At 61.9% G+C, this 24,763-nt stretch carries 20 protein-coding genes; 18 read left to right on the top strand and 2 right to left on the bottom strand.

What is annotated here, in order from left to right; translation table 11 throughout:
* Positions 1–205 precede the first annotated feature (205 nt).
* The 3 genes from MKK04_RS05020 (at position 206) to MKK04_RS05010 (ending at position 4,096) form a co-directional block, all read left to right on the top strand.
* Positions 206–2,809 (top strand): TonB-dependent receptor, encoded by a 2,604-nt coding sequence (locus MKK04_RS05020; RefSeq protein ID WP_207835944.1) that lies wholly within the window; start codon positions 206–208, stop codon positions 2,807–2,809.
* A 222-nt stretch (positions 2,810–3,031) separates the two neighbouring features.
* Positions 3,032–3,625 (top strand): biliverdin-producing heme oxygenase, encoded by a 594-nt coding sequence (locus tag MKK04_RS05015; protein WP_241106306.1) that lies wholly within the window; start codon positions 3,032–3,034, stop codon positions 3,623–3,625.
* Between the two features lie 54 nt (positions 3,626–3,679).
* Positions 3,680–4,096: a YbaN family protein gene (locus MKK04_RS05010; RefSeq protein WP_241106305.1), complete on the top strand. Its 417-nt coding sequence runs from the start codon at positions 3,680–3,682 to the stop codon at positions 4,094–4,096.
* Here the strand turns inward: MKK04_RS05010 and arcD (MKK04_RS05005) are convergent.
* The gene (arcD, locus tag MKK04_RS05005; RefSeq protein ID WP_241106304.1) at positions 4,076–5,503 is read right to left on the bottom strand and encodes an arginine-ornithine antiporter; all 1,428 of its coding nucleotides are present in this window, start codon (positions 5,501–5,503) and stop codon (positions 4,076–4,078) included. The two genes, MKK04_RS05010 and arcD (MKK04_RS05005), sit on opposite strands and share 21 nt — an antisense overlap.
* 436 nt (positions 5,504–5,939) lie before the next feature.
* Between arcD (MKK04_RS05005) and arcD (MKK04_RS05000) the strand changes: the two genes are divergently transcribed.
* The 7 genes from arcD (MKK04_RS05000) (at position 5,940) to gltS (ending at position 14,314) form a co-directional block, all read left to right on the top strand.
* Positions 5,940–7,367 (top strand): arginine-ornithine antiporter, encoded by a 1,428-nt coding sequence (arcD, locus tag MKK04_RS05000; RefSeq protein ID WP_241106303.1) that lies wholly within the window; start codon positions 5,940–5,942, stop codon positions 7,365–7,367.
* 33 nt (positions 7,368–7,400) lie between these two features.
* Entirely contained in the window at positions 7,401–8,654 is a 1,254-nt protein-coding gene (gene arcA / locus MKK04_RS04995; protein WP_063911397.1) for an arginine deiminase, read from the top strand.
* Positions 8,655–8,723: 69 nt separating this feature from the next.
* Positions 8,724–9,734: an ornithine carbamoyltransferase gene (locus MKK04_RS04990; protein WP_063911396.1), complete on the top strand. Its 1,011-nt coding sequence runs from the start codon at positions 8,724–8,726 to the stop codon at positions 9,732–9,734.
* A gap of 180 nt (positions 9,735–9,914) precedes the next feature.
* Entirely contained in the window at positions 9,915–10,844 is a 930-nt protein-coding gene (arcC, locus tag MKK04_RS04985; RefSeq protein ID WP_063911395.1) for a carbamate kinase, read from the top strand.
* 56 nt (positions 10,845–10,900) lie between these two features.
* Positions 10,901–11,269, top strand: a complete 369-nt coding sequence (locus tag MKK04_RS04980; protein WP_063911394.1) for a DUF5064 family protein — start codon at positions 10,901–10,903, stop codon at positions 11,267–11,269.
* An 81-nt stretch (positions 11,270–11,350) separates the two neighbouring features.
* Positions 11,351–12,859 (top strand): sigma-54-dependent transcriptional regulator, encoded by a 1,509-nt coding sequence (locus MKK04_RS04975; protein ID WP_063911752.1) that lies wholly within the window; start codon positions 11,351–11,353, stop codon positions 12,857–12,859.
* Between the two features lie 258 nt (positions 12,860–13,117).
* A complete protein-coding gene (gene gltS, locus MKK04_RS04970) occupies positions 13,118–14,314 on the top strand; it encodes a sodium/glutamate symporter (protein ID WP_207835994.1) in 1,197 nt (398 codons plus the stop codon).
* A gap of 16 nt (positions 14,315–14,330) precedes the next feature.
* Here the strand turns inward: gltS and MKK04_RS04965 are convergent, their stop codons facing one another.
* Positions 14,331–15,233, bottom strand: coding sequence for a LysR family transcriptional regulator (locus MKK04_RS04965; protein WP_207835997.1), 903 nt, complete (start codon positions 15,231–15,233; stop codon positions 14,331–14,333).
* Between the two features lie 118 nt (positions 15,234–15,351).
* Between MKK04_RS04965 and MKK04_RS04960 the strand changes: the two genes are divergently transcribed.
* From MKK04_RS04960 to gcvP, 8 genes are all read left to right on the top strand, one after another.
* On the top strand, positions 15,352–15,774 hold the full coding sequence (locus MKK04_RS04960; RefSeq protein ID WP_063911391.1) for an ester cyclase: 423 nt from the start codon (positions 15,352–15,354) through the stop codon (positions 15,772–15,774).
* A 3-nt stretch (positions 15,775–15,777) separates the two neighbouring features.
* The gene (locus MKK04_RS04955) at positions 15,778–16,821 is read left to right on the top strand and encodes an SDR family oxidoreductase (RefSeq protein WP_233693896.1); all 1,044 of its coding nucleotides are present in this window, start codon (positions 15,778–15,780) and stop codon (positions 16,819–16,821) included.
* A gap of 7 nt (positions 16,822–16,828) precedes the next feature.
* Positions 16,829–17,401: a histidine phosphatase family protein gene (locus MKK04_RS04950; RefSeq protein WP_207836004.1), complete on the top strand. Its 573-nt coding sequence runs from the start codon at positions 16,829–16,831 to the stop codon at positions 17,399–17,401.
* Between the two features lie 192 nt (positions 17,402–17,593).
* Positions 17,594–17,998, top strand: a complete 405-nt coding sequence (locus MKK04_RS04945; protein ID WP_207836008.1) for a DUF2946 family protein — start codon at positions 17,594–17,596, stop codon at positions 17,996–17,998.
* Positions 17,999–18,077: 79 nt separating this feature from the next.
* Positions 18,078–20,138 carry a TonB-dependent receptor gene (locus MKK04_RS04940; protein ID WP_241106302.1) on the top strand — a complete coding sequence of 687 codons (2,061 nt, stop codon included), beginning with the start codon at positions 18,078–18,080 and terminating at the stop codon, positions 20,136–20,138.
* A 481-nt stretch (positions 20,139–20,619) separates the two neighbouring features.
* Positions 20,620–21,015, top strand: coding sequence for a GFA family protein (locus tag MKK04_RS26590; RefSeq protein WP_082888236.1), 396 nt, complete (start codon positions 20,620–20,622; stop codon positions 21,013–21,015).
* 445 nt (positions 21,016–21,460) lie between these two features.
* Positions 21,461–21,844: a glycine cleavage system protein GcvH gene (gene gcvH / locus MKK04_RS04935; protein WP_241106301.1), complete on the top strand. Its 384-nt coding sequence runs from the start codon at positions 21,461–21,463 to the stop codon at positions 21,842–21,844.
* 11 nt (positions 21,845–21,855) lie between these two features.
* Positions 21,856–24,711 carry an aminomethyl-transferring glycine dehydrogenase gene (gene gcvP, locus MKK04_RS04930; RefSeq protein WP_241106300.1) on the top strand — a complete coding sequence of 952 codons (2,856 nt, stop codon included), beginning with the start codon at positions 21,856–21,858 and terminating at the stop codon, positions 24,709–24,711.
* Positions 24,712–24,763 lie beyond the last annotated feature (52 nt).

Raw genomic sequence — 24,763 nt, 5'->3', positions numbered from 1 at the left:
AAATCTGAAACCCGACACGGTCCCTGTGGGAGCGGGCGTGCCCGCTTCCACGGAAATCGCGATACAGATTGCCAGACCGCAATCCAACTTTTTTTACGCAGTCACGCTACCCCGCCCGTCTCGTTATAGCCAATGCAACTGATTCTCGTTTGAAAACGAGGACAGCCATCACCTATAACAGTCCGCGCGTCAGGGAGCGCTTCCGATGTCCACAGGTCCTACCCGCCCCTCCACCCTTCCCAGCCGTAGAGGGCAACCGTCCCTCCTGAGCCTTTCCCTACTGAACCTGGCCCTGCTCGCCAGCGGCGCCTGCAGCCTGCCGGCGCTGGCCGCCGAGCCGGCCCAGGCCAGCAGCCCGCGCATGGGCGACTACCGCTTCAGCATCGGCCAGCAGCCACTGGTTTCGGCCATCAATGCCTTCAGCCAGGTCACTGGCTGGCAAGTCGGTTTCAGCGCCGAGCTGGCCGACGGCGTGGCCTCACCAGGCGTGCAGGGCTCGCTACCGCCGGAAGCCGCGCTCAAGCGCCTGCTGCACGGTACCGGCCTGGGCTTTCGCAAGATCAGCAACGGCAATGTAGTGCTCGAACGCCAGGCCAGCGCCAATGTGGTCGCCCTGCAACAGGTCACGGTCAGCGCCACGCGCAGTGCCCAGGACGTCAGCCAGGTGCCGAGCACCGTCAGCGTGCAGACCCGCGAGGAACTGGACCGGCAGAACGTCAACAACATCCAGGACCTGGTGCGCTACGAGCCGGGTGTATCGGTGGCCGGCACCGGCCAGCGCAGCGGCCTGAACGGCTACAACATCCGGGGCATCGACGGCGAGCGCATTCTCACCCAGGTCGATGGCGTGTCGATCCCCGACAGCTTCTTCTTCGGCCCCTACGCCCAGACCCAGCGCAACTACGTGGACCCGGAGATCGTCAAGCGGGTGGAAATCCTCCGCGGCCCGGCCTCGGTGCTGTATGGCAGCAACGCCATCGGCGGGGCGGTGAGCTACTTCACCCTCGACCCGGATGACATCATCAAGCCCGGCAAGGATGCAGGTGCCCGCCTGAAGACCGGCTACAGCTCGGCCGACGAAAGCTGGCTGACCTCCGCCACCGTCGCCGGTCGCCAGGGCGACTTCGACGGCCTGTTGCACCTGAGCCAGCGCAACGGCCACGAAACCGAGACCCACGGCGGCCACAGCGGTGACGGGCTGTCCCGTACCGAAGCCAACCCGATGGACGTGCGTACTACAAACGTGCTGGCCAAGCTGGGCTGGAACTACGCCGACGACGCGCGCCTGGGCTTCACCTACGAACGCTACAAGGATGATCGCGACCAGAACATCCTCAGTGCGGTGGGCGGGCCGTTCATTCCCGGCCTTGGTGCCTCGGGTTACTACAAGGCGCGTAATGGCAACGACACCATCACCCGCGAACGCTTTGGCATCAACCATGAGTTCGGCCTGGATTCGCTGGTCGCCGACCATGTGAAGTGGAGCCTGAACTACCAGATCGCCAAGACCGACCAGCACACAGAGGAAGTCTACGCACCGCCCGGCCGTCAGGTGCTGCGTACCCGCGACACCACCTACAAGGACCGCCAGTGGGTATTCGACGCCCAGCTGGACAAGGCCTTCAGCCTCGGCGCCACCGACCACCTGCTGACCTACGGCACCACCTTCAAGCACGAAAAGGTCACCGGTTCGCGCAGCGGCACCGGCACCTGCCTGGCCGTTGGCTCAGGTTGCTCCGCCGCTGGCGCCGAGCGCCCGGCAGATGGCCAGGCCCTGGTCAGCGACTTCCCGGACCCGACCGTGAATACCTACAGCCTGTTCGTGCAGGATGAAATCCGCTGGAACAACTGGACCTTCATGCCTGGCGCTCGTTACGACTACACGCGCATGGAGCCCAGGTTCACCAAGGAATTCCTGCGAGGCCTGGAGTCCTCCGGCACCGCGCCCACCTCCCAGGACGACTCGGACAAGAAGTGGCACCGTATCTCGCCCAAGTTCGGCCTGACCTATGCCTTCAACGACAACTACACCTGGTATGGCCAGTACGCCGAAGGTTTCCGCACCCCGAGCGCCAAAGCCATGTACGGGAAGTTCGAGAACATCGAGCAAGGCTACCGCGTAGAAGGCAACCCGGGCCTCGAGCCCGAAAAGAGCAAAAGCTATGAAACCGGCCTGCGTGGCAACTTCGACGCCGGCAACTTCGACGTGGCGGTGTTCTACAACAAGTACCGCGACTTCATCGACGAGGACGCCGTAAAAAGCGCCAACCTGGAGCAAACCTTCAAGGCCAACAACATCAAGCACGCCACCATCAAGGGTGCCGAGGTCAAGGGCCGCCTGAACCTCGACCACTTTGGTGCGCCGCAGGGCCTGTATACCCAGGGCTCGATCGCCTACACCCATGGCCGCAACGATGACACCGGCGAGCCACTGAACAGCGTCAACCCGTTGAAGGGCGTGTTCGGCCTGGGTTACGAGCAACAGCACTACGGCGGCCTGCTGAGCTGGACACTGGTCAAGCGCAAGACCCGCGTCGACGACAGCACCTTCTACTCGCCCGACGGCTCGAGTTCCAAGTTCCGCACCCCGGGCTACGGGGTGCTGGACCTGACGGGTTACTACAAGGTCACCGACGACGTGACCATCAACGCCGGCTTGTACAACCTCACCGACAAGAAGTACTGGCAGTGGGATTCGGTACGCAGCTACGACGGCCAGGGTGAAGCGGCTGTGACCCAGCCCGCCAACATCGACCGCCTGACCATGCCGGGGCGCAACTTCGGCATCAATGTGGTTTGGGATATCTGACCTGGATTATCGCTGACAGGTTTGTTTCGTCAGTGCCGGCCTCCTCGCGGGTAAACCCGCTCCCACAGGGACATCACAGGCCCGAGGTCTGCGCAATACCTGTGGGAGCGGGTTCACCCGCGAAGAGGCCGTCACTACCAGCACAAATACCGGCTTTTTTTACTGTCCCGCCCCCGCTGTTTCGTCTTGTTTCCAGACGCCCCTTTTTTCAAGGACTGCCCCATGACCGACCGCCCAGCCCTGCGCTCTCAGCGCCTGAACCAGATCACCCACGCCCCGCACGCCGAACTGGATGCCCTGGTCAAATCCCACGCGCCCTTCGACAGCCGTGAAAGCTTCGCCCGCTTCGTGGTTGCCCAGTACCTGTTCCAGGCCGAGTTGCAGGCCCTGTACAACGACCCGCAACTGATCGCCATCATCCCCGACCTGGCCGAGCGCTGCCGCGCCGAACAGGCACGCCTGGACCTCGCCGACCTCGACACCGAAGTACCGCCAGCCGTGCCGGGTGCCCTGCGCAACCCGAGCCTGGGCGAGGCAATGGGCTGGATCTTCGTCTCCGAAGGCTCCAAACTGGGCGCTGCGTTTCTGATCAAGCGTGCCGTGGCCCTGGAACTGTCCGACAGCTTCGGTGCCCGCCACCTGGGCGAACCGGCCGGTGGCCGTGCCGAAGGCTGGAAGCAGTTCACCCGCATTCTTGATGAATTGGCGCTGTCGGCCGAAGAGGAAGCCGCTGCCGAACGCGGCGCAGTCGCTGCCTTCGAGCGCTTCACCGAGCTGCTCAAGCACGCCTATGCTGCAGATGCCGCGCTGGTTTGACACACCGTACCCGGCCACCCTACCGGTGGCCGAACCGCTTTATGCAGTGAGACCATGACCCGACCCGCCCGCTCGAAACTCGCCCGCCTGCTGTATGCGATCCTGGCTTACGTGAGCCTGGGCGTGGGCCTGGTCGCGATCGTCATTCCCGGCCTGCCGACCACCGAATTCATCCTGCTGGCCGCCTGGGCGGCCACGCGCAGTTCGCCACGCCTGTCTGCCTGGCTGGAGAACCATCGGCTGTTCGGGCCGATCCTGCACAACTGGCGCAATGGCAAGGTGATCCAGCGCCGGGCCAAGGTCAGCGCAACCTTCAGCATGCTGCTGTGCGCAGGCCTGATGCTGACGTTCCTGGAACACCGCTGGCCGGTGTTCCTGGCCATCGCCGGCATGACCCTGGGCAACCTGTGGATCTGGTCACGCCCGGAACACGCCCCCTGCCCTGCCCCGTCACAAGCTCAGCAGCCCTGAATACAGGGCATAGGCCGCCAGCGCGGCGCCTGCCAGCACGGCGGCGAAAATCAGCTTTTCCCAGGTGGTGAACAAGGTTTTTCCCTGCTCATGCTTGGCCCTGGCGAACAGGATCACGCCCGGCGCGTACAGCAGCGCCGACAGCAGCAGGTACTTGAGCCCGCCGGCGTACAACAGCCACACGGCATACGCCAGGGCAACCAGCGCCACCAGCAGGTCCTTGCGGCGCAGGGCCGGCTGCCCGGTGTAGGTTTCTGCACGTAACGCCAACAGCACGGCATAGGCCGCCGACCACAGGTAGGGCACCAGGATCATCGACGAGGCCAGGTAGATCAGGCTGGTATAGGTACCGGCGGAAAACAGCGTGATCAGCAGGAAACCCTGGATCATGCAGTTGGTCAGCCACAGGGCGTTGGCCGGCACATGGTTGGCGTTTTCCTTGGCCAGGAAGCGCGGCATGGTCTTGTCCCGCGCCGTGGCGAAGAGGATCTCGGCGCACAGCAGCGCCCACGACAGCAGCGCGCCGAGCAGCGAAACCGCCAGGCCGATACTGATCAGCAAGGCACCCCAGGGCCCGACGATATGCTCCAGCACCGAGGCCAGCGACGGGTTCTGCAGCCCGGCCAGCTCCGGCTGGGTCATCACTCCCAGCGACAGCACGTTGACCAGAACCAGCAGCGCCAACACCCCCAGGAAACCGATCACTGTGGCCTTGCCCACATCCGAACGGCGCTGGGCGCGCCCGGAATACACGCTGGCGCCCTCGATGCCGATGAACACGAACACGGTCACCAGCATCATGTTGCGCACCTGGTTCATCACGCTGCCGAACTGCGGGTTGCTCAGGCCCCAGATGTCACGGGTGAAGATATCGGCGCGGAAGGCGAATGCCGCTATCACCACGAAAATCAGTAACGGCACCACCTTGGCCACGGTGGTCACCTGGTTGATGAATGCCGCTTCCTTGATGCCGCGCAGCACCAGGAAATGCACCGCCCACAACAACAGCGAGGCGCAGCCGATGGCGATTGGCGTGTTGCCTTCGCCGAACACCGGGAAGTAGAAGCCCAAGGTACTGAACAACAGCACGAAGTAGCCGACGTTGCCCAGCCAGGCACTGATCCAGTAGCCCCAGGCCGAAGAAAACCCCATGTACTCGCCAAAGCCGGCCTTGGCGTAGGCATACACCCCCGAATCCAGCTCCGGCTTGCGGTTGGCCAGGGTCTGGAACACGAAGGCCAGGGCCAGCATGCCGACCGCGGTGATACTCCAGCCGATCAGCACCGCCCCCACATCGGCACGCGCCGCCATGTTCTGCGGCAGCGAGAAGATCCCGCCACCAATCATCGAGCCGACCACCAACGCGATCAGCGCCCCCAGGCGCAGCTTCTGTCCCGGTTCGCTCATGAGCCTTCCTTTTTTTTGCGCGCTGTCATGGGTTTGAAACAGCCATGCGGGCCATATACACGATGTTACTTATAAGGATCCTGATCGATGAAGCTATAGCACTAATAACTGCTTTGTCTATGCCACCCTTTGACAAAAAACTAGCAGCTCCCGAGCAACTAGAAAAGAACCTGATAAAACTCGAAATTCTTGTGAAAAATTTGCGAAAGCGGCAAAAGCGGCTAGCTTCAAGCATCGCAGGCTGAACAGAGCGTTTGCTCTAGAAGGACATGGAGGTGCCAGCGTGCAAGGCCTGCAGCAGAAGTTGTCGGCACTCTCCAGGAGCTTCGTGAAGGAATTTTCCTACTTCACGTCGCCATGAACTGACCCAAGTCAGCGAATGGCCGCGGCGTCGGATTTACTCTGTCGTCAACTTTCTCCTGGCAGGAGTTGTTAAATGTCTGATTCATCCGGAAAACTAAAACTCGGCGCGCTAGTTGCACTTGTCGTCGGCTCGATGATTGGTGGCGGGATCTTCTCGCTGCCGCAAAACATGGCTGCCAGCGCTGGGGTTGGCGCTGTACTGATCGGCTGGGCCATCACCGCGGTCGGCATGCTGACCCTGGCGTTCGTGTTCCAGACCCTGGCCAACCGCAAGCCTGACCTGGATGGCGGGGTGTATGCCTACGCCAAGGCCGGTTTCGGCGACTACATGGGCTTCTCCTCGGCCTGGGGCTACTGGATCAGTGCCTGGCTGGGCAACGTCGGCTACTTCGTGCTGCTCTTCAGCACCCTGGGCTACTTCTTCCCGATCTTCGGCGAAGGCAACACCCCGGCCGCCATCATTGGCGCGTCGGTGCTGCTGTGGGCCGTGCACTTCCTGGTGCTGCGCGGCATCAAGGAAGCGGCATTCATCAACCTGGTCACCACCGTGGCCAAAGTGGTGCCGCTGCTGCTGTTCGCCCTGATCTGCCTGTTCGCCTTCAAGCTCGACATCTTCACCGCCGACATCTGGGGGGTTGGCACGCCAGAGCTTGGCAGCGTGATGAACCAGGTGCGCAACATGATGCTGGTCACCGTGTGGGTGTTCATCGGCATCGAGGGTGCGAGCATCTTCTCGTCGCGGGCGGAAAAACGCTCTGACGTGGGCAAGGCCACGGTCATCGGCTTCGTCACCGTGCTGCTGTTCCTGGTGCTGGTCAACGTGCTGTCGCTGGGGATCATGACCCAACCGGAACTGGCCAAGCTGCAGAACCCGTCGATGGCAGCCGTGCTGGAGCATGTGGTCGGCCACTGGGGCGCGGTGCTGATCAGCGTCGGCCTGATCATCTCGCTGCTCGGGGCACTGCTGTCGTGGGTGCTGCTGTGCGCCGAGATCATGTTCGCCGCCGCCAAGGACCACACCATGCCGGAGTTCCTGCGCCGCGAGAACGCCAACCAGGTACCGGCCAACGCCCTGTGGCTGACCAACGCCATGGTGCAGATCTTCCTGGTGATCACGCTGTTTTCCGCCGGTACCTATACCAGCCTGATCTACCTGGCCTCGTCGATGATCCTGGTGCCCTACCTGTGGTCGGCAGCCTATGCCGTGCTGCTGGCAGTGCGTAGCGAAACCTACGAACAGGCCCTGGCCGAACGCCAGAAGGACCTGGTGATCGGTGGCATCGCCCTGTTGTACGCCATCTGGCTGCTGTACGCCGGCGGCGTGAAATACCTGCTGCTCTCGGCCCTGCTCTACGCACCTGGCGCGATCCTGTTCGCCAAGGCCAAGCGTGAGGTTGGCCAACCTGTCTTCACCAACGTGGAAAAACTGATCTTCGCAGCCGTGGTCATCGGCGCCCTGGTGGCAGCCTTTGGCCTGTACGACGGCTTCCTGACCCTTTGACCCACGTCTTCGTTCAACTGGAGGAATGAAACCATGTCCGCTGAAAAACAGAAGTACGGTGTCCACTCCGAAGCCGGCAAACTGCGCAAAGTGATGGTTTGCTCGCCGGGCCTGGCGCACAAGCGCCTGACGCCAAGCAACTGTGACGAGCTGCTGTTCGACGATGTGATCTGGGTCGACCAGGCCAAGCGTGACCATTTCGACTTTGTCACCAAGATGCGCGAGCGCGGCGTGGATGTGCTGGAGATGCACAACCTGCTGACCGACATCGTCCAGCAACCCGAGGCACTGAAGTGGATCCTCGATCGCAAGATCACCTCCGACACCGTCGGTGTCGGCCTGACCAACGAAGTACGCAGCTGGCTCGAAGGCCTTGAGCCGCGCCACCTGGCCGAGTTCCTGATCGGCGGCGTCGCCGGGCAGGACCTGCCACAGAGCGAAGGCGCCGAGGTGGTCAAGATGTACAACGACTACCTGGGCCACTCCAGCTTCATCCTGCCACCGCTGCCCAACACCCAGTTCACCCGCGACACCACCTGCTGGATCTACGGCGGCGTCACGCTCAACCCGATGTACTGGCCGGCGCGACGCCAGGAAACCCTGCTGACCACCGCCATCTACAAGTTCCACCCACAGTTCACCAACGCCGACTTCCAGGTGTGGTATGGCGACCCGGACAAGGAACATGGCCAGTCCACCCTCGAGGGCGGCGATGTCATGCCGATCGGCAAGGGCATCGTGCTGATCGGCATGGGCGAACGCACCTCGCGTCAGGCTATCGGCCAACTTGCGCAGAACCTGTTCGCCAAGGGCGCCGTCAAGGAAGTGATCGTCGCCGGCCTGCCGAAATCGCGCGCCGCCATGCATCTGGATACCGTGTTCAGCTTCTGCGACCGCGACCTGGTCACGGTCTTCCCGGAAGTGGTCAAAGAGATCGTGCCGTTCATCATCCGTCCGGACGAAAGCAAGCCTTACGGCATGGACGTGCGCCGCATCAACAAGTCGTTCATCGAAGTGGTAGGCGAGCAGCTGGGGGTCAAGCTGCGCGTGGTCGAGACCGGTGGCAACAGCTTCGCCGCCGAGCGCGAACAGTGGGATGACGGCAACAACGTGGTGGCCATCGAGCCGGGCGTGGTCATTGGCTACGACCGCAACACCTACACCAACACCCTGCTGCGCAAGGCCGGTATCGAGGTCATCACCATCAGCGCCGGCGAACTGGGCCGGGGCCGGGGCGGCGGCCACTGCATGACCTGCCCGATCGTGCGCGACCCGATCGACTACTAACGCCCATTACCCCCGGCCGCCCTCACAAAGCGGCGGCCGGTGTGTTCACCAAACTCAAGGAGAAAAGTCATGGCGTTCAATATTCACAACCGCAACCTGCTCAGCCTGGAACACCACAGCACCCGCGAGCTGCGCTACCTGCTGGACCTGTCCCGCGACCTCAAGCGCGCCAAGTACACCGGTACCGAGCAGCAGCACCTGAAGGGCAACAACATCGCGCTGATCTTCGAAAAAACCTCTACCCGTACCCGCTGCGCCTTCGAAGTGGCCGCCTATGACCAGGGCGCCAATGTCACCTACATCGACCCGACCTCCTCGCAGATCGGCCACAAGGAAAGCATGAAGGACACCGCCCGCGTGCTCGGGCGCATGTACGACGCCATCGAGTACCGTGGCTTCAAGCAGGAAATCGTCGAAGAGCTGGCCAAGTTCGCCGGCGTACCGGTGTTCAACGGCCTGACCGACGAATACCACCCCACCCAGATGATCGCCGACGTGCTGACCATGCGTGAACACAGCGACAAGCCGCTGCACGACATCAGCTACGCCTACCTGGGCGACGCCCGCAACAACATGGGCAACTCGCTGCTGCTGATCGGCGCCAAGCTCGGCATGGATGTGCGCATCGCCGCGCCCAAGGCGCTGTGGCCGCATGACGACCTGGTCGAACGCTGCAAGAAATACGCGGAAGAAAGCGGCGCGCGCATCACCCTCACCGAAGACCCGCTTGCCGCGGTCAAGGGCGTGGACTTCGTGCACACCGACGTGTGGGTATCGATGGGTGAGCCGATCGAAGCCTGGGGTGAGCGCATCAAGCTGCTCAAGCCGTATCAGGTGAATGCGCAGCTGATGAAGTCCACCGGTAACCCACGGACCAAGTTCATGCACTGCCTGCCGGCGTTCCACAACTCCGAAACCAAGGTAGGCAAGCAGATCGCCGAACAGTACCCGGACCTGGCCAACGGTATCGAAGTGACCGACGACGTGTTCGAGTCGCCGGCCTGCATCGCCTTCGAGCAGGCGGAAAACCGCATGCACACGATCAAGGCGATCCTGGTGTCGACCCTGGCTGACCTGTAAAGGCTGACTCGGCAAGCCGGGCAACCCGGATCCCTGTGGGAGCGGGTTTACCCGCGAATGCGTCAGTAGCACCAGCCGCGTTGCATGGGCTGACGCATTCGCGGGTAAACCCGCTCCCACAAGGGGCGGCGATACCGGTCGAGCGCAGCGCTCCCTTCTTTTCGTTAAAGGACATTCCCCATGCGTATCGTTGTTGCATTGGGCGGCAACGCCCTGCTGCGTCGCGGCGAGCCCATGACCGCTGACAACCAGCGCGCCAATATCCGCACCGCCACCGAACAGATCGCCAAGATCCACCCAGGCAACGAGCTGGTCATCGCCCACGGCAACGGCCCGCAGGTTGGCCTGCTATCGCTGCAGGGCCTGTCCTACAAGCCCGACGAGGCCTACCCGCTGGACGTGCTGGGTGCCGAGACCGAGGGCATGATCGGCTACATGATCGAACAGGAACTGGGCAACCTGCTGGCCTTTGAAGTGCCGTTCGCCACCCTGCTGACCCAGGTCGAAGTGGACGCCAACGACCCTGCCTTCAAGGACCCGACCAAGTTCATCGGCCCGGTCTACGGCAAGGAAGAAGCCGAGCGCCTGGCCAAGGAAAAGGGTTGGGTGGTCAAGCCCGACGGCGACAAGTACCGCCGCGTGGTGGCCAGCCCGAAACCCAAGCGCATCTTCGAGATCCGCCCGATCAAGTGGCTGCTGGAAAAGAGCAGCATCGTGATCTGCGCCGGCGGCGGCGGTATCCCCACCATGTATGATGAGAACCGCAAGCTCAAGGGCATCGAGGCGGTGATCGACAAGGACCTGTGCTCGGCCCTGCTGGCGGAGCAACTGGACGCCGACCTTCTGATAATCGCCACCGACGTCGATGCGGCCTACATTGACTGGGGCAAACCCACGCAGAAAGCCATCGCCCAGGCACACCCCGACGAACTCGAACGCCTCGGCTTCGCCGCCGGCTCCATGGGGCCGAAGGTGCAGGCCGCCTGCGACTTTGCCCGCAACACCGGCAAAGTGGCTGTCATCAGTTCGCTGGAGAACATCGAAGACATCGTCAAAGGCACCGCCGGCACACGCGTTTCCACCGCGAAGCCGGGGATCAGCTACCGTTGAATGCAGTGGGCGGGCGCCAGGCGCCCGCCATTTTCGACCTTCCAAAGGAGCTTGCCATGGCCCAGTACCAGCCCGGTCATGTACACATCGAGCGCACCGCGCTGAACAAGAACGACCACAGCTATGACCTGAACATCGAATACGAAGCCGCGTCGGATCCCAAGGAAGGCAGAGGTATCCAGTTCAAGATGCATGGCAGCATCGAAGGCAAGCCAGTCGAAGAAAAGTTCTTCCTGGCCAAGGATCAGGTGTTGCCCAGCTTCCTCATGCTGCTGACCCGCAAGGCGCAGTCGTACCTGACGCCACCGAAGAAATTCGAGAACCTGAGTTCGCCGCACAAGCTTTATGACCATATGTTCGCGGACATTCGCGAAAAGCTGGATGTGAAGTCGGGCGACCCGATCAAGCCTGAGCATCTGGAGTAATTCAGGAACCGGGGCCGCAAAGCGGCCCCGACAATGTTGAGGCATACTACCGCCTTCCCCGGCAACCACTTCACCCTCCCCATGCGCATCCACGTCAGCTTCATCGACCGCGTCGGCATCACCCAGGAAGTCCTCGCCCTGCTCGGTGCCCGCAACCTCAACCTGGACGCCGTGGAGATGGTCCCGCCGAACGTCTACATCGACGCCCCTACCCTCAGCCCCGCCGTGCTCGAAGAACTGCACGATGCGCTGTTCGAGGTGCATGGCGTGCAATCGGTGGACGTGGTCGACATCCTCCCTGGCCAACGCCGGCACCTGCAGCTCGATGCCCTGCTGGCGGCAATGACCGACCCGGTGCTGGCCGTGGACAGTGCCGGCAAGGTGTTGCTGGCCAACCCCGCGCTGATCGAGTTGTGCGGCCGCGAATCGGCCGGGCGCTCGGTGGGTGAACTGTTCGGCGACCCGGCACTGCTGCAGGCCCTGCTGGACAACAACTTCCACCTGCCCATGCGCGAGATGCAGCTCAACGGCCAGAGCCTGCTGCTGGACGCCATGCCGATCACCAACGCCGGTGGCCTGCTGACGCTGTACCCACCCACGCGCATGGGCGAGCGCCTGTCGGCCATGCACCACGACCATGCCGAAGGCTTGGATGCCTTGCTCGGCGAGTCACCGGCCATCCGCACCCTCAAGGCCCGCGCCTTGCGCGTGGCGGCGCTCGATGCGCCGCTGCTGGTGCATGGCGAAACCGGCACCGGCAAAGAACTGGTAGCCCGCGCCTGCCACGCCATCAGCAGCCGCCACGCGGCGCCATTTCTGGCCCTGAACTGCGCCGCGCTGCCCGAAAGCCTGGCCGAGAGCGAACTGTTCGGCTACGCCCCCGGCGCCTTCACCGGCGCGCAACGGGGCGGCAAACCCGGGCTGATGGAGCTGGCCAACCAGGGCACGGTATTCCTCGATGAAATCGGCGAAATGTCGCCGTACCTGCAGGCCAAGCTGCTGCGCTTTCTCAGCGATGGCAGCTTCCGCCGGGTGGGTGGCGACCGCGAAGTGAAGGTGGATGTACGCATCATCAGCGCCACCCACCGCGACCTGGAGCGCATGGTCGCCGAAGGCAGCTTCCGCGAAGACCTGTTCTACCGCCTGAACGTGCTCAACCTGCAGGTGCCGCCGCTGCGTGACCGTGGCCAGGACATCCTGATGCTGGCGCATTTCTTCATGCAGCAGGCCTGTACGCAGATCCAGCGCCCCGCCTGCCGGCTGACCCCGGCCACCCATTCGGCACTGCTGGCCAACCCTTGGCCGGGCAATGTGCGCCAGCTGCAAAACGTGATATTCCGCGCCGCAGCCATCTGCGAAAGCAACCTGGTGGATATCGGTGACCTGGACATCGCCGGCACCTCGGTGGCCCGTGGCCAGGACGGCGAAGTGGCCAGCCTGGAACAGGCCGTGGGCGATTTCGAGCGCGAGCTGTTACAACGCCTGTATGCCAGTTACCCCTCAACCCGGCAACTGGCCGGACGCTTGCAGACCTCGCATACCGCCATTGCCCAGCGCCTGCGCAAATATGGAATACCGGGCAAAGCCTAGTGCCTGTCAGATAGCGCTAACGGGGCTGCCGACGATGGGTGCAAAGCGGCCCCAAATTAAGTAACTGACAGGTCGTAGGTTAAAGCCTGATAGTTTGTTGGAATAATCCAGTTGGTTGTTCAGGCTTTTCCTACGCCGATGAAAGATACTCTCCCACGCATGCCTCGTAGAATGGTGACAGTGTAATCCTACCTGTCACCCCGCTTATCCGCCCCAGAGCGGGAAGTGGTTCGCTACTGGATATAACGAGAGCACCTGATGTTTGAACTCGATTTTTACGGGACGCTTGTAGCCGCCTCTTTAGTACTGTTATTAGGGCGCGGCCTTGTCGCACGCATTGGCTTCTTGCGCACTTACAACATACCGGAACCTGTCGCAGGCGGCCTGTTAGTGGCCTTGGCACTCTTGGCCTTGCGCAGTTTCGATGTCCACGTGCAATTCGATACCTCACTGCAAGCCCCCCTGATGCTGGCATTTTTCGCCACCATCGGTTTGAGTGCAGACTTCGCCAGCCTGAAAAAAGGTGGTCGCGTGGTTACCGTGTTCCTGTTGGTGGTAACCGGCTTGCTGCTGGTTCAGAACGCCATGGGCATCGGCCTGGCAACGGCACTGGGGCTCGACCCGCTGATGGGCCTGCTGGCCGGCTCTATCACCTTGTCGGGTGGCCACGGCACAGGCGCTGCGTGGGGGGCGACTTTCTCCGAGAAGTTTGGCCTGGCCTCGGCCGCCGAACTGGCAATGGCATCCGCTACTTTCGGCCTTGTGCTGGGCGGCCTGATTGGCGGCCCGGTCGCCCGGCTACTGATCAAACGGGTAAGAACACCGGGCATCGAAGAAACTGCACCGCAACTGCCCAAGGGTTTCGAACAACCGGACAGAGAGCGCCTGATTACATCGTTTTCATTTATCGAAACACTGGCGCTGATCGCTGTCAGTTTGCTCGCGGGCTCGTTACTTGACGGTTTGTTGAAAGGCACTGCGTTTGAACTGCCAACATTCGTTTGCGTGCTGTTCGTGGGTGTGGTGTTGCGAAACGGCCTTTCGGCATTCGGCGTTTATCATGTCTTCGAGCGGGAGGTCTCGGTATTGGGCAATGTGAGTTTGTCGTTATTCCTGGCCATTGCCTTGATGTCGCTCAAGTTGTGGGACCTGGCGGCGTTGGCATTACCGTTCTTTGTATTGCTCGCCGCACAGACACTGGTCATGGCACTGTTTGCGATCTTTGTCACGTTCCGGGTCATGGGCCGCAACTATGATGCAGCAGTACTGGCCGCCGGGCACTGTGGTTTCGGCCTGGGCGCAACGCCGACGGCAATTGCCAACATGCAAGCGGTGACCCAGCGCTACGGAGCCTCGCACATCGCCTTCCTGGTGGTGCCGATGGTGGGGGCGTTCTTCATCGACATCATCAATGTCATCGTCATCAAGCTGTATCTGGCCTTGCCGTTCTTTTGAGCCAGACGCTGAACACTCAGCCGGTATGTTGCTCCGCCAGGTGCTGCCCAGGATCCGTAGACAGGGCCTGGTGCAGCATTTTCTCCAGAATCGAGAAAAAGCACTTTATGTGAGGCTGCTTCAACGCCTGTGGCCGGGTCACCATGTAGACGTCCATATCTGGAAGGGGAAGGTCGACGAACAACTCGATCAAATCCTTGGCCAGAATCCGGGGAAGTACCGCCACCCCCATGCCTCGTCTCACCGATTCGAACTGTGCGCTGAACGAGTTCACGCGGATAGGCGCACGTTCCAGCCCCCCCGCCTTTGCCGCACGGACTTGCGGCAACACATCCAGCGGCGGAAGCAGGCCGATATTGGCCGCCGTCGCAGGGGTAACCCCCGGAAACCGCTGCAAGTAACCAGCAGCGGCGAACACACCATAGCCAAGCCGGCCTATCGGCCGATAAATCAATGAGGGTTCCCCCAGGTGGGCCGTGCGCACGGCAATGTCCGCCACCCCCCGGACGATCTTGTGGAAGTCGGCGGTCACGGTCAGCTCCACCGAGCAACCCGGGTGTAGGCCGGTGAAGCGATCGGCTGCCTCCAGTACGCAAGTCGAGAAGCCTTCCCCTGCGCTCACCTGAACAGTGCCCGAGAGCTCGCAAGGCAGCTCGGCATCGCCTGCACGCGTCTGGCGCCGCAGGCCAGCTTCTGCGGCCAGGGCCACTTCGACCAGCGATTGGCCGCGCGAAGTCAGCCTGCATCCCTCTACGCCTCGCTCGACCAGTGGCTCACCCAACGCGGCCTCAAGCTGGGTCAGGCGACGCGAAACGGTCGAGGGTGCAATACCCAGCAACTCGCCAGCGCGAAGAAAGCTGCCCCGTCGCCATACGGCCAATAGCAGCCGAAGATCATCCCAGTTTTCCTGCAATGCCATATGTGCTGGCTTCTCCCTGGTTTGCAAATACGCAAAGCCATTATGCGGTAGGCGCTGTTTTTCGACAGCAACCGCCGGCGTATACCTTGGGCCCCTCTGAACGAATGGAATGGATTGCATGATGACTAGCCCCAAGGATTATGCCCAGCGAGCCGCCAACGCCTTTAACCAGCGTGATGTGCAAGGGCTGCTGGCATTGGTCGACGAAGACTTCGTGTACCTGGATGGCATGACGACCCAAACCGGGCGCGAAGCCATGCGCGCACGCGAGATGGCGCTGTTCAGCGCATTCCCTGATGCCCTGGTGACCATGACCCCATTCATGGTCTCGGACGATCGGCTGGCAATGACCGCCATCCTGACCGGCACCTTCGCTGCCCCGCTGCTGCTGCCAGCAGGCGTGATCGTTCCGGCCCATGGGCGTCGGGTGTGCGTGCACTATGCGGCCCACTTCACCTTCAGGAACGGCCTGGCCATTCGCGAAGCGGTATTTTTCGACAGCGCCATGTTGCGGCCATCTGCCGAACAGCACGAGGGTTGAGCCATGCGCAATGTATTCGTCACCGGAGCAACCGGCTTGCTGGGCAACAACCTGGTCCGCGAACTGGTCGCTCGTGGCTACAAGGTCAAAGGGCTGGTGCGGTCAAGAGCAAAGGGGGAACAGCAGTTCGGTGATATGCCCGAAGTGGAGCTGGTCGAAGGCGACATGGCCGATGTCGACGCCTTCGCGGCATCGCTGCGCGGCTGCGACACGGTGTTCCATACTGCGGCGTTCTTTCGTGACAACTACAAAGGCGGCAGCCATTGGCAAGCACTCGAGCAGATCAATGTGACTGGTACCCGCCGCCTGTTGGAACAGGCCTACCAGGCCGACATCCGGCGGTTCATCCACACCTCGTCCATTGCAGTGCTCGACGGGGCACCCGGCACATCCATCGATGAGACATGCCTGCGGGCCGAAGCAGATGCAGATGACTACTACCGCAGCAAGATCCTCGCCGACCGCGTCGTGGCTACGTTTCTCGAAGCCCACTCCGACATGCACGCCTGCATGGTGCTCCCAGGCTGGATGTGGGGCCCTGGCGACATCGGCCCTACGTCGTCCGGGCAACTGGTCAACGATGTCGTGCACGGCAAACTGCCTGGCTTGATCCCGGGCAGTTTCTCGGTGGTCGATGCCCGCGATGTGGCTTTGGCGCACATTGCAGCAGCCACACAAGGACGAAGTGGCGAACGCTACCTGGCCGCCGGGCGGCATATGACCATGGCTGAACTGGTACCAATAGTGGGCCGTCTGGCAGGCGTACGAACGCCAGCACGGCATTTACCGCTGCCGTTGTTGTTCTGCCTGGCCGCAGTGCAGGAAATGTATGCGCGGCTCACCGGCAAGCCCATCCTGCTAAGCCTGGCAACACTGCGCCTGCTGGTACGGGAAAAGGATCGTACGCGTTTCAACCACAGCAAAAGCGAACACGCGCTTGGCCTGAGCTTTCGGGCGCTGGAGCTGACAATCGCCGATACCGTGGCGTGGTATCGTGATCACGGCTGGTTTGAACAACAGGGCGCGCCCATCAGGACAAGGAAGTAGTTACACCATGACCGCGGAAATAATCTTGATGCGCCACGGCCAGCCAGCACTGGTTACAAGCAACAAAGTGTCAGCGCTGGATATGAAGGACTGGATCGAAGGCTACAACCGCGCCGAAATTACCGACCAGCCCGTCCCGGCCGCCAGCCTGCAGCTCGCCACAACGGCGAGGGTGATTGTCTCGAGCACAGCGCCACGTGCATTGAGCTCGCTGCAGGCGCTCGGTCTTGAGCCCAGCCACGTCGATGCGCTTTTTTGTGAAGCGCACCTGCCGTATGGCCAATGGAAGTTGCCTCGACTTTCACCGTTTACCTGGGCATTCATCCTTCGCCTCCTGTGGTTGTGTGGTTACTCGCGCAATGTCGAAACAGTCAGCGGTGCCAGGCTTCGCGCCAGCATGGCAGCACAACGGCTGTTATCACTTGCCAGCGAGGGGCCGGTACTGCTGCTGGGTCACGGGTTCATGAACCGGATGATTGCCAAGGAACTGATGGCAAAGGGCTGGACTCGCCAACACCAAAACGGCAGCCGCTATTGGAGCGCGGCTGTTTTTGCGAAGGGTAATGAGGGCCAGGACTAAGCGGCCGTTATAGCTACAAGTTCCAGGTACGATCCATGACCGGCGACTCTAGCATCCTCCCTGGTTGAAGCACTGCGAGCGGCCAGCAAGCTGAACTGCCCGGCCCCGTCTGCGACAAAAGGGCGCTGCCTGGAACTTTTACAGAGCGCCACCGATGCGGCTTAATGCGCAACTTACTCCATGGGGCGGTCCATGCTGCCAGACCTTCGCACTCACCTCTGGCTGCTCGCCTGTTTCGCAGTGGTGTTCAACCTGCTGGCGATGCCGCTCGACCGTTCCTTGCGCGCCCCGGCTGTAGACCAGTCGCTGATTCTCGGCAGCTTCTGCAGCCTGCATGGCACGCAGAACCTGCCAAAATCACTACTGGCTCAACTCAAACTCAATCAGCCCGAACTGGCTGAGCATGCCGATAGCAAGCTGCAAGCCGGTGATTGCTGCTGTGGTCACGCCGGTCAGGCACTGCTAGCCGGTGACTATTTCAAGCATCTGTTCCCGCGTTTCTGGCCCGCTGAGCTGCTGCTCGGCCATGCCCCTACCTTGCGGCTACCTCGTGAGCAGTGGCCCAAACTGAGTCCACGCGCCTCTCCCTTGGCCTGATCTGTCGACTACTCCTCGGTCCCACGCACGATGCGCGTGATGACCGTGCCCGACTTTTTCTTGCCAGGAAGCTCTGTCCATGCCTGCGTTCCGTAGCACCGCACGCACTGTATTACCCGTTTTTGCCATCACCTGCGTTTCCACCCTGAACCCTCTGTCCCAGGCGGTAGCCGAGACGCTGCCTAGCGAAAACTCCACCTTGACCCTCGGCGCCGTCACCGTCAGCGGTACCAGCACCGGTCCACTGACCACCAGTACCGTCCTCAGCTCGGTGGACATTCTCGGTGGCGATATCCTTGAGAAAATGCCAGTCACCTACAGCTGGGAACTGTTCAACCGCGCGCCCGGTGTAATGCTTACAGAGTTCAACCAGGGCACCACCTCTGGCAAGTTGTCGTTCCGCGGCTTCAACGGCGAAGGTGAAGTCAATGCAGTGAAGCTGTTGATCGACGGCATTCCCAGCAACAGCAACGACGGCAACATGCCCTTCATCGACTCGGTGTTCCCGATGGACATCGACAGCATCGAGGTGGCGCGCGGCACCAGCGACCCGCGCTACGGCCTGAACAACATCGCCGGTAACGTCAACATCAATACCCGCACCGGCGGCAACTACAACAAGGCACGCGTGCGTTACGGCAGCTTCAACACCCTTGAGGTGCAACTGGCCAAGGGCATCGAGACCAGCAACTGGACGCAGAACTATTTCTTCGGCCGCCAGCAGCTCGACGGCTATCGCGACCATGCCGATACCGAACGCTACAGCTTCGGCGGCAAGTGGTTCTACACCCCCGACGATGGCAGCTACCGCCTCGGCCTGATTGCCCGCCACTATGAGTCCGAAGCCCAGGAAGCCGGCTACCTGACCGAAGACGATGCCCGCCATCACCCACGCATGAGCAACGCCTACAACGCCACGGACAAAGGCACACGGCGAATGAACCAGGTCAGCGTGCACTTCGACACCGAACTGGCCGACACCTTGTCCTGGTCAGCCAAGATCTACGTCAACACCTTCGACGACCTCCGCTGGACCCAGTACTGGCACACCAGCTCACAGCAGGAGCGCGATAGCTACGAGGACCAGTACGGCGCCATCACCTCCCTGACCTGGCGGCCTCAGATCGACTGGCTGCACACTTTCGCCCTGGAAAGCGGCAGCGACGTGCAGAAGCAGCAGAACCGTAGCCAGCGCTACCGCACGGTAGAACGTGTGCGCCAGGTGCAGACTCGCGATCAGGACTTCGACCTCAACACCGTCGGTGCCTATGTCCTGGCTGAAATCGAACCGGTCGAAACGCTGAAGATTGTCCCTGCGTATCGCATCGACAAGATCAGTGGTGATTTCACCAACAAGATGACCGGGCAGGACTACGACATAAACGACTATGGGTTGATCAAGCAGCCCAAACTCAGCATTGTCTACTCACCGTGGCAGTTCGCCAGTATCTATGCGAACTGGGGCCGCACCTTCCAGGTCGGTACCGGCGCTGCAGCCTACAAGGTGCCGCCGCGCAACGAAGACCTCGACCCTTCGATCAACGAAGGCTGGGAAACCGGTGTGAAATTTACCCATGCCAGTTGGATCGATGGCCGCGTGGCCTACTGGCGCCAGGACGCCACCGGCGAGGTCAGCCGTCGCCTGAACGACCCGAGCGGCGAATCCGATAACGTCGGTGAGACACGCCGCTGGGGCTACGACCTGCAGGTCAACCTGCACCCTGACGAACGCACCGAGGTCTGGATGTCCTACTCCTGGCAGTACTCGAAAATTCTTGAACCCAGCAGCGCGCTCCCGGACAGCAAAGGCAAGGAAATCGACCACGTGCCGCACCACCTGTGGAACACCGGTATCAGCTACCAGGCCACCCCGGCACTGCAACTTACAGCCTGGGCTAACGGGCAGACCAACTACTACCTTGAGCGGGAGAACACTCAGGGAACTTATGGCGGCTACGTATTGATGAACCTAGGCGCGACCTACAAGCTCAGCGACTTGATGAGCGTGGACCTGCAACTGAAGAACCTCACCAATCGCTACTATGAGTATGTCTGGTACGACCCGGATGGAGCGGACGCGTCCCTGCATTCGCCTGGTGATGGTCGCGCAATTTATGCCGGTATGACGCTCGATTTTTAAAGGGTGCCTGCTCTCGGGTTTAGCGAAAACACGCTGTGGCTGGATCGGTCGGGGGCACCATTCGAAATGCTTTATCGCTCCCCTGCCGATTTATGCAACGGCGTGAAGTGAGTTGATGAATCCGCATCGCTTACCTCTGTGCCCCCCTGTAACTGGGTCGCCGAGCCTTGTCGCACCCAGGGGAAATTGGCGAGATTCCGGGTGCACAGCGGAACAAGCTGATTGATTGTGCTGCCGGCAAGATTTTCAGCGCTCGATATGAAGCGCTGGATCAAGCAGTCCGACCTTTCCGAAATGAAAAACCTGCCCGCACCGAAGGATAGCGTCGTCAAGCAGCGCGCGCCTCGCACACCGACTTCCATTGAAGCGCTAGGCTTGCCGCCCACTCGAGTGGGAGTGGCGTCACCGCGCGCTTGATGGTAAGGTTCGCTCAGAATACTGTAATTTTGTACAGTGTACATTTATCCAGAGAACGGAATATATGCTTAAAGGTAGTTGCTGCTGTGGAGCGGTAAAGTTCATGGTATCCAGCCCGCCGACAATGATGGGTACATGCCACTGCTCCCGCTGCAGAAAAGCAGGAGCCAGTACATTTGTTTTTGTTCAGCGCTCATCGTTCGAAATGCTGTCCGGCCTGGATTCGATAACTACTTACAAGCCCGAAGCACCTTACAAGTACAACCGATGCTTTTGCTCGATATGCGGAACTGCATTAGGTGAAGTGACAGCAACCGCCGATTCCTTTCCAGTGGCTGCTAACTGTTTTGACGACGCATTGCACCTTTCAAACCTGTTCCACGAATTTGTCAAGGAAAAACCGAATTGGTACGAAATTTGCGATAACGCCAAACAATTCGCTGCACACCCTTACAATTAAATCGACCACGTCGAACTACAACTCTGACAGAGCACAAGACGAAGCTGACCGCGATAGAGAATAGCCACTTCATGATCTGACGCGCAGGCAGACACAACTGCCCAAGTCGGTCCTTGCCCGCCAACCGATGCGCGACAGATTTTATTGCTGCCCCACCTTCACATCAGTCAGGCCTCACCACCTGTACTGATTTCAGTACATCGTATCGAATTCACTACAACCTTGCCTGGATACGGCTCGCCAAGGTTTTGAACCCCAAACCCTTTTCCTCCGTCCACTGTGTGTAGCGTTTTCATTCCAAAGAAAATGAGAAAACGTCACGAGAACTTTGTAAATCATTGATTTAAATGATTTTTTATACATTGGCCGCATTTTTGCTAAGGGAATCCCAACCCCAAGAGCGCGGAGCCACCGCGCCTAACGCCCTGCTTCCCGAGGATTCCCCATGAGCGAGTTGCGTTTCACTGAAGATCACGAATGGCTGCGCGTCGAAGCCGATGGCAGCGTTACCGTGGGCATCACCGCCTACGCCCAGAACGCCCTTGGCGATGTGGTTTTCGTGCAACTGCCAGAGTTGCAGCAGTATGAGAAAGGCAGCGAAGCCTCCACCGTCGAGTCGGTCAAGGCCGCCAGCGGTGTGTACATGCCCCTGACCGGCGAAGTGGTGCAGATCAACGAGCAGCTCGAAGACAGCCCGGAACTGGTCAACGAAGACCCGATGGGCGAAGGCTGGTTCTTCCGCTTCATCCCCGCCGATGCCAGCGCCGTGGCCACCCTGCTCGACCAGGACGCCTACGACCGCCTGATCAAAGCCAACGACGACGCCTGAGGAACTCCGCCATGACCATCAACCTCGGCACCGCCAACGAATTCATCGCCCGTCACATCGGCCCGCGCGCCGCCGACGAGCAGGCCATGCTGGCCGCCCTCGGCTTCGACTCGCTGGAAGCCATGACCGCCGCGGTCATCCCCGACAGCATCAAGGGCACCAGCGTGCTCGGTTCGCACGACGGCCAGAGCGAAGCCGACGCGCTCGCCGCGCTCAAGGTCATCGCCGGCAAGAACCAGCTGTTCAAGAGCTACATCGGCCAGGGCTACTACAACACCCACACCCCGGCGCCGATCCTGCGCAACCTGCTGGAAAACCCGGCCTGGTACACCGCCTATACCCCATACCAGCCAGAAATTTCCCAGGGTCGCCTGGAAGCGCTGCTGAACTTCCAGACCCTGATCAGCGACCTGACCGGCCTGCCGATCGCCAACGCCTCGCTGCTCGACGAAGCCACCGCTGCGGCCGAGGCCATGACCTTCTGCAAGCGCCTGTCGAAGAACAAGGCCAGCCACGCGTTCTTCGCCTCCGTGCACTGCCACCCGCAAACCCTCGACGTGCTGCGCACCCGTGCCGAGCCGCTGGGCATCGAGATCGTGGTCGGCGACGAGCGCGAACTGGGCGATGTCAGCGCCTTCTTCGGCGCCCTGCTGCAGTACCCGGCCAGCAACGGTGAAGTGTTCGACTACCGCGAAGTAATCGAGCGCTTCCACGCTGCCAACGCCCTGGTCGCCGTAGCCGCCGACCTGCTGGCCCTGACCCTGCTGACCCCGCCGGGCGAGTTCGGCGCCGACGTGGCCATCGGCAGCGCCCAGCGCTTCGGCGTACCACTGGGCTTCGGTGGCCCGCACGCCGCCTACTTCGCCACCCGTGACGCGTTCAAGCGCGACATGCCGGGCCGCCTGGTCGGCGTGTCGATCGACCGCTTCGGCAAGACCGCCCTGCGCCTGGCCATGCAGACCCGCGAGCAGCACATCCGCCGCGAAAAGGCCACCAGCAACATCTGCACCGCCCAGGTGCTGCTGGCCAACATCGCCAGCATGTTCGCCGTGTACCACGGCCCGGCCGGCCTCAAGCGCATCGCCGAACGTACCCATGCCCTGACCTCAATCCTGGCCGCCGGCCTGAAGACACTGGGCGTGCAGGTAGTGGGCGCCAGCGCCTTCGACACCCTGACCCTGGCCACCGGCAGTGCCACTGCCAGCCTGCATGACAAGGCGCGTGCCCAGGGCATCAACCTGCGCCAGATCGATGCCGCCCACGTGGGGCTGTCGCTGGACGAAACCAGTAGCCAGGCCGATGTCGAGGCCCTGTGGCAACTGATCGGTGGCGACCAGGCCCAGCCGGACTTCAACGCCCTGGCCGCCAGCACCGGCTCGCTGCTGCCTGCTGCCCTGCTGCGCCAGTCGGCCATCCTCGCGCACCCGGTGTTCAACCGCTACCACAGCGAAACCGAGCTGATGCGCTACCTGCGCCGCCTGGCCGACAAGGACCTGGCGCTGGACCGCAGCATGATCCCGCTGGGCTCGTGCACCATGAAGCTGAACGCCGCCAGTGAAATGATCCCGGTCACCTGGGCCGAGTTCGGCAACCTGCACCCGTTCGCCCCGGCCGAGCAGAGCCAGGGCTACCTGCAGATGACCACCGAACTGGAAGCCATGCTCTGCGCCGCCACCGGCTACGACGCCGTGTCGCTGCAGCCCAACGCCGGTTCCCAGGGCGAGTACGCAGGCCTGCTGGCCATCCGCGCCTACCACCGCAGCCGTGGCGAAGGCCACCGCGACATCTGCCTGATCCCGTCGTCGGCCCACGGTACCAACCCGGCGACCGCGCACATGGCCGGCATGCGCGTGGTGGTCACCGCCTGTGACGCCCGCGGCAACGTCGATGTCGAGGACCTGCGCGCCAAGGCCATCGAGCACCGCGAGCGCCTGGCCGCGATCATGATCACCTACCCGTCGACCCACGGCGTGTTCGAGGAAGCGATCGGCGAAATCTGCGCGATCATCCACGACAACGGTGGCCAGGTGTACATCGATGGCGCCAACATGAACGCCATGGTCGGCCTGTGCGCCCCGGGCAAGTTCGGCGGCGACGTTTCCCACCTGAACCTGCACAAGACCTTCTGCATCCCGCACGGCGGTGGCGGCCCGGGCGTCGGCCCGATCGGCGTCAAGTCGCACCTGGCGCCGTTCCTGCCCGGTCACGCGCAGCTGGAAAACACCGAGGGCGCGGTTTGCGCCGCGCCGTTCGGCAGCGCCAGCATCCTGCCGATCACCTGGATGTACATCCGCATGATGGGCGGTGCCGGCCTCAAGCGTGCCTCGCAGATGGCGATCCTCAACGCCAACTACATCGCCCGTCGCCTGGAAGAGCACTATCCTGTTCTGTATACCGGCGGCAATGGCCTGGTGGCCCACGAGTGCATCCTCGACCTGCGCCCGCTGAAAGACACCAGCGGCATCAGCGTCGACGACGTGGCCAAGCGCCTGATCGACTTCGGCTTCCACGCCCCGACCATGTCCTTCCCGGTGGCAGGCACGCTGATGATCGAACCGACCGAAAGCGAGTCCAAGGAAGAACTGGACCGCTTCTGCGACGCGATGATCCAGATCCGCGAAGAAATTCGCGCGGTCGAAAACGGTAGCCTGGACAAGGACGACAACCCGCTGAAGAACGCCCCGCATACAGCGGCAGAGCTGGTTGGCGAATGGGCCCATGGCTACAGCCGCGAGCAGGCGGTGTACCCGCTGCCAAGCCTGGTGGAAGGCAAGTACTGGCCGCCGGTCGGCCGGGTCGACAACGTGTTCGGCGACCGCAACCTGGTGTGCGCCTGCCCGTCGATCGAGAGCTATCAGGACGCCTGATAGCCCTCAGGCCCGCTACCTTGCTTGAGGTGTGGACCTCTGTGGGAGCGGG

Origin of the sequence: Pseudomonas sp. LS.1a (assembly GCF_022533585.1) — a bacterium.
GTDB lineage: Bacteria > Pseudomonadota > Gammaproteobacteria > Pseudomonadales > Pseudomonadaceae > Aquipseudomonas.
Note: the sequence above shows the minus strand (reverse complement) of the source record. Positions and strands in the feature narration are given on the sequence as shown.

Bases quoted from the DNA above. Each gene is read 5' to 3' on its own strand.
- MKK04_RS04950 (WP_207836004.1), top strand. From the start codon at position 16,829: ATGACCGCGGAAATAATCTTGATGCGCCACGGCCAGCCAGCACTGGTT.
- MKK04_RS05015 (WP_241106306.1), top strand. From the start codon at position 3,032: ATGACCGACCGCCCAGCCCTGCGCTCTCAGCGCCTGAACCAGATCACC.
- arcD (WP_241106304.1), bottom strand. From the start codon at position 5,503: ATGAGCGAACCGGGACAGAAGCTGCGCCTGGGGGCGCTGATCGCGTTG.
- MKK04_RS05010 (WP_241106305.1), top strand. From the start codon at position 3,680: ATGACCCGACCCGCCCGCTCGAAACTCGCCCGCCTGCTGTATGCGATC.
- MKK04_RS04945 (WP_207836008.1), top strand. From the start codon at position 17,594: ATGCTGCCAGACCTTCGCACTCACCTCTGGCTGCTCGCCTGTTTCGCA.
- gcvP (WP_241106300.1), top strand. From the start codon at position 21,856: ATGACCATCAACCTCGGCACCGCCAACGAATTCATCGCCCGTCACATC.
- MKK04_RS05020 (WP_207835944.1), top strand. From the start codon at position 206: ATGTCCACAGGTCCTACCCGCCCCTCCACCCTTCCCAGCCGTAGAGGG.
- MKK04_RS04980 (WP_063911394.1), top strand. From the start codon at position 10,901: ATGGCCCAGTACCAGCCCGGTCATGTACACATCGAGCGCACCGCGCTG.
- arcA (WP_063911397.1), top strand. From the start codon at position 7,401: ATGTCCGCTGAAAAACAGAAGTACGGTGTCCACTCCGAAGCCGGCAAA.
- MKK04_RS04940 (WP_241106302.1), top strand. From the start codon at position 18,078: ATGCCTGCGTTCCGTAGCACCGCACGCACTGTATTACCCGTTTTTGCC.
- MKK04_RS04975 (WP_063911752.1), top strand. From the start codon at position 11,351: ATGCGCATCCACGTCAGCTTCATCGACCGCGTCGGCATCACCCAGGAA.
- arcC (WP_063911395.1), top strand. From the start codon at position 9,915: ATGCGTATCGTTGTTGCATTGGGCGGCAACGCCCTGCTGCGTCGCGGC.
- arcD (WP_241106303.1), top strand. From the start codon at position 5,940: ATGTCTGATTCATCCGGAAAACTAAAACTCGGCGCGCTAGTTGCACTT.
- MKK04_RS26590 (WP_082888236.1), top strand. From the start codon at position 20,620: ATGCTTAAAGGTAGTTGCTGCTGTGGAGCGGTAAAGTTCATGGTATCC.
- gltS (WP_207835994.1), top strand. From the start codon at position 13,118: ATGTTTGAACTCGATTTTTACGGGACGCTTGTAGCCGCCTCTTTAGTA.
- MKK04_RS04955 (WP_233693896.1), top strand. From the start codon at position 15,778: ATGCGCAATGTATTCGTCACCGGAGCAACCGGCTTGCTGGGCAACAAC.
- MKK04_RS04965 (WP_207835997.1), bottom strand. From the start codon at position 15,233: ATGGCATTGCAGGAAAACTGGGATGATCTTCGGCTGCTATTGGCCGTA.
- MKK04_RS04960 (WP_063911391.1), top strand. From the start codon at position 15,352: ATGATGACTAGCCCCAAGGATTATGCCCAGCGAGCCGCCAACGCCTTT.
- gcvH (WP_241106301.1), top strand. From the start codon at position 21,461: ATGAGCGAGTTGCGTTTCACTGAAGATCACGAATGGCTGCGCGTCGAA.
- MKK04_RS04990 (WP_063911396.1), top strand. From the start codon at position 8,724: ATGGCGTTCAATATTCACAACCGCAACCTGCTCAGCCTGGAACACCAC.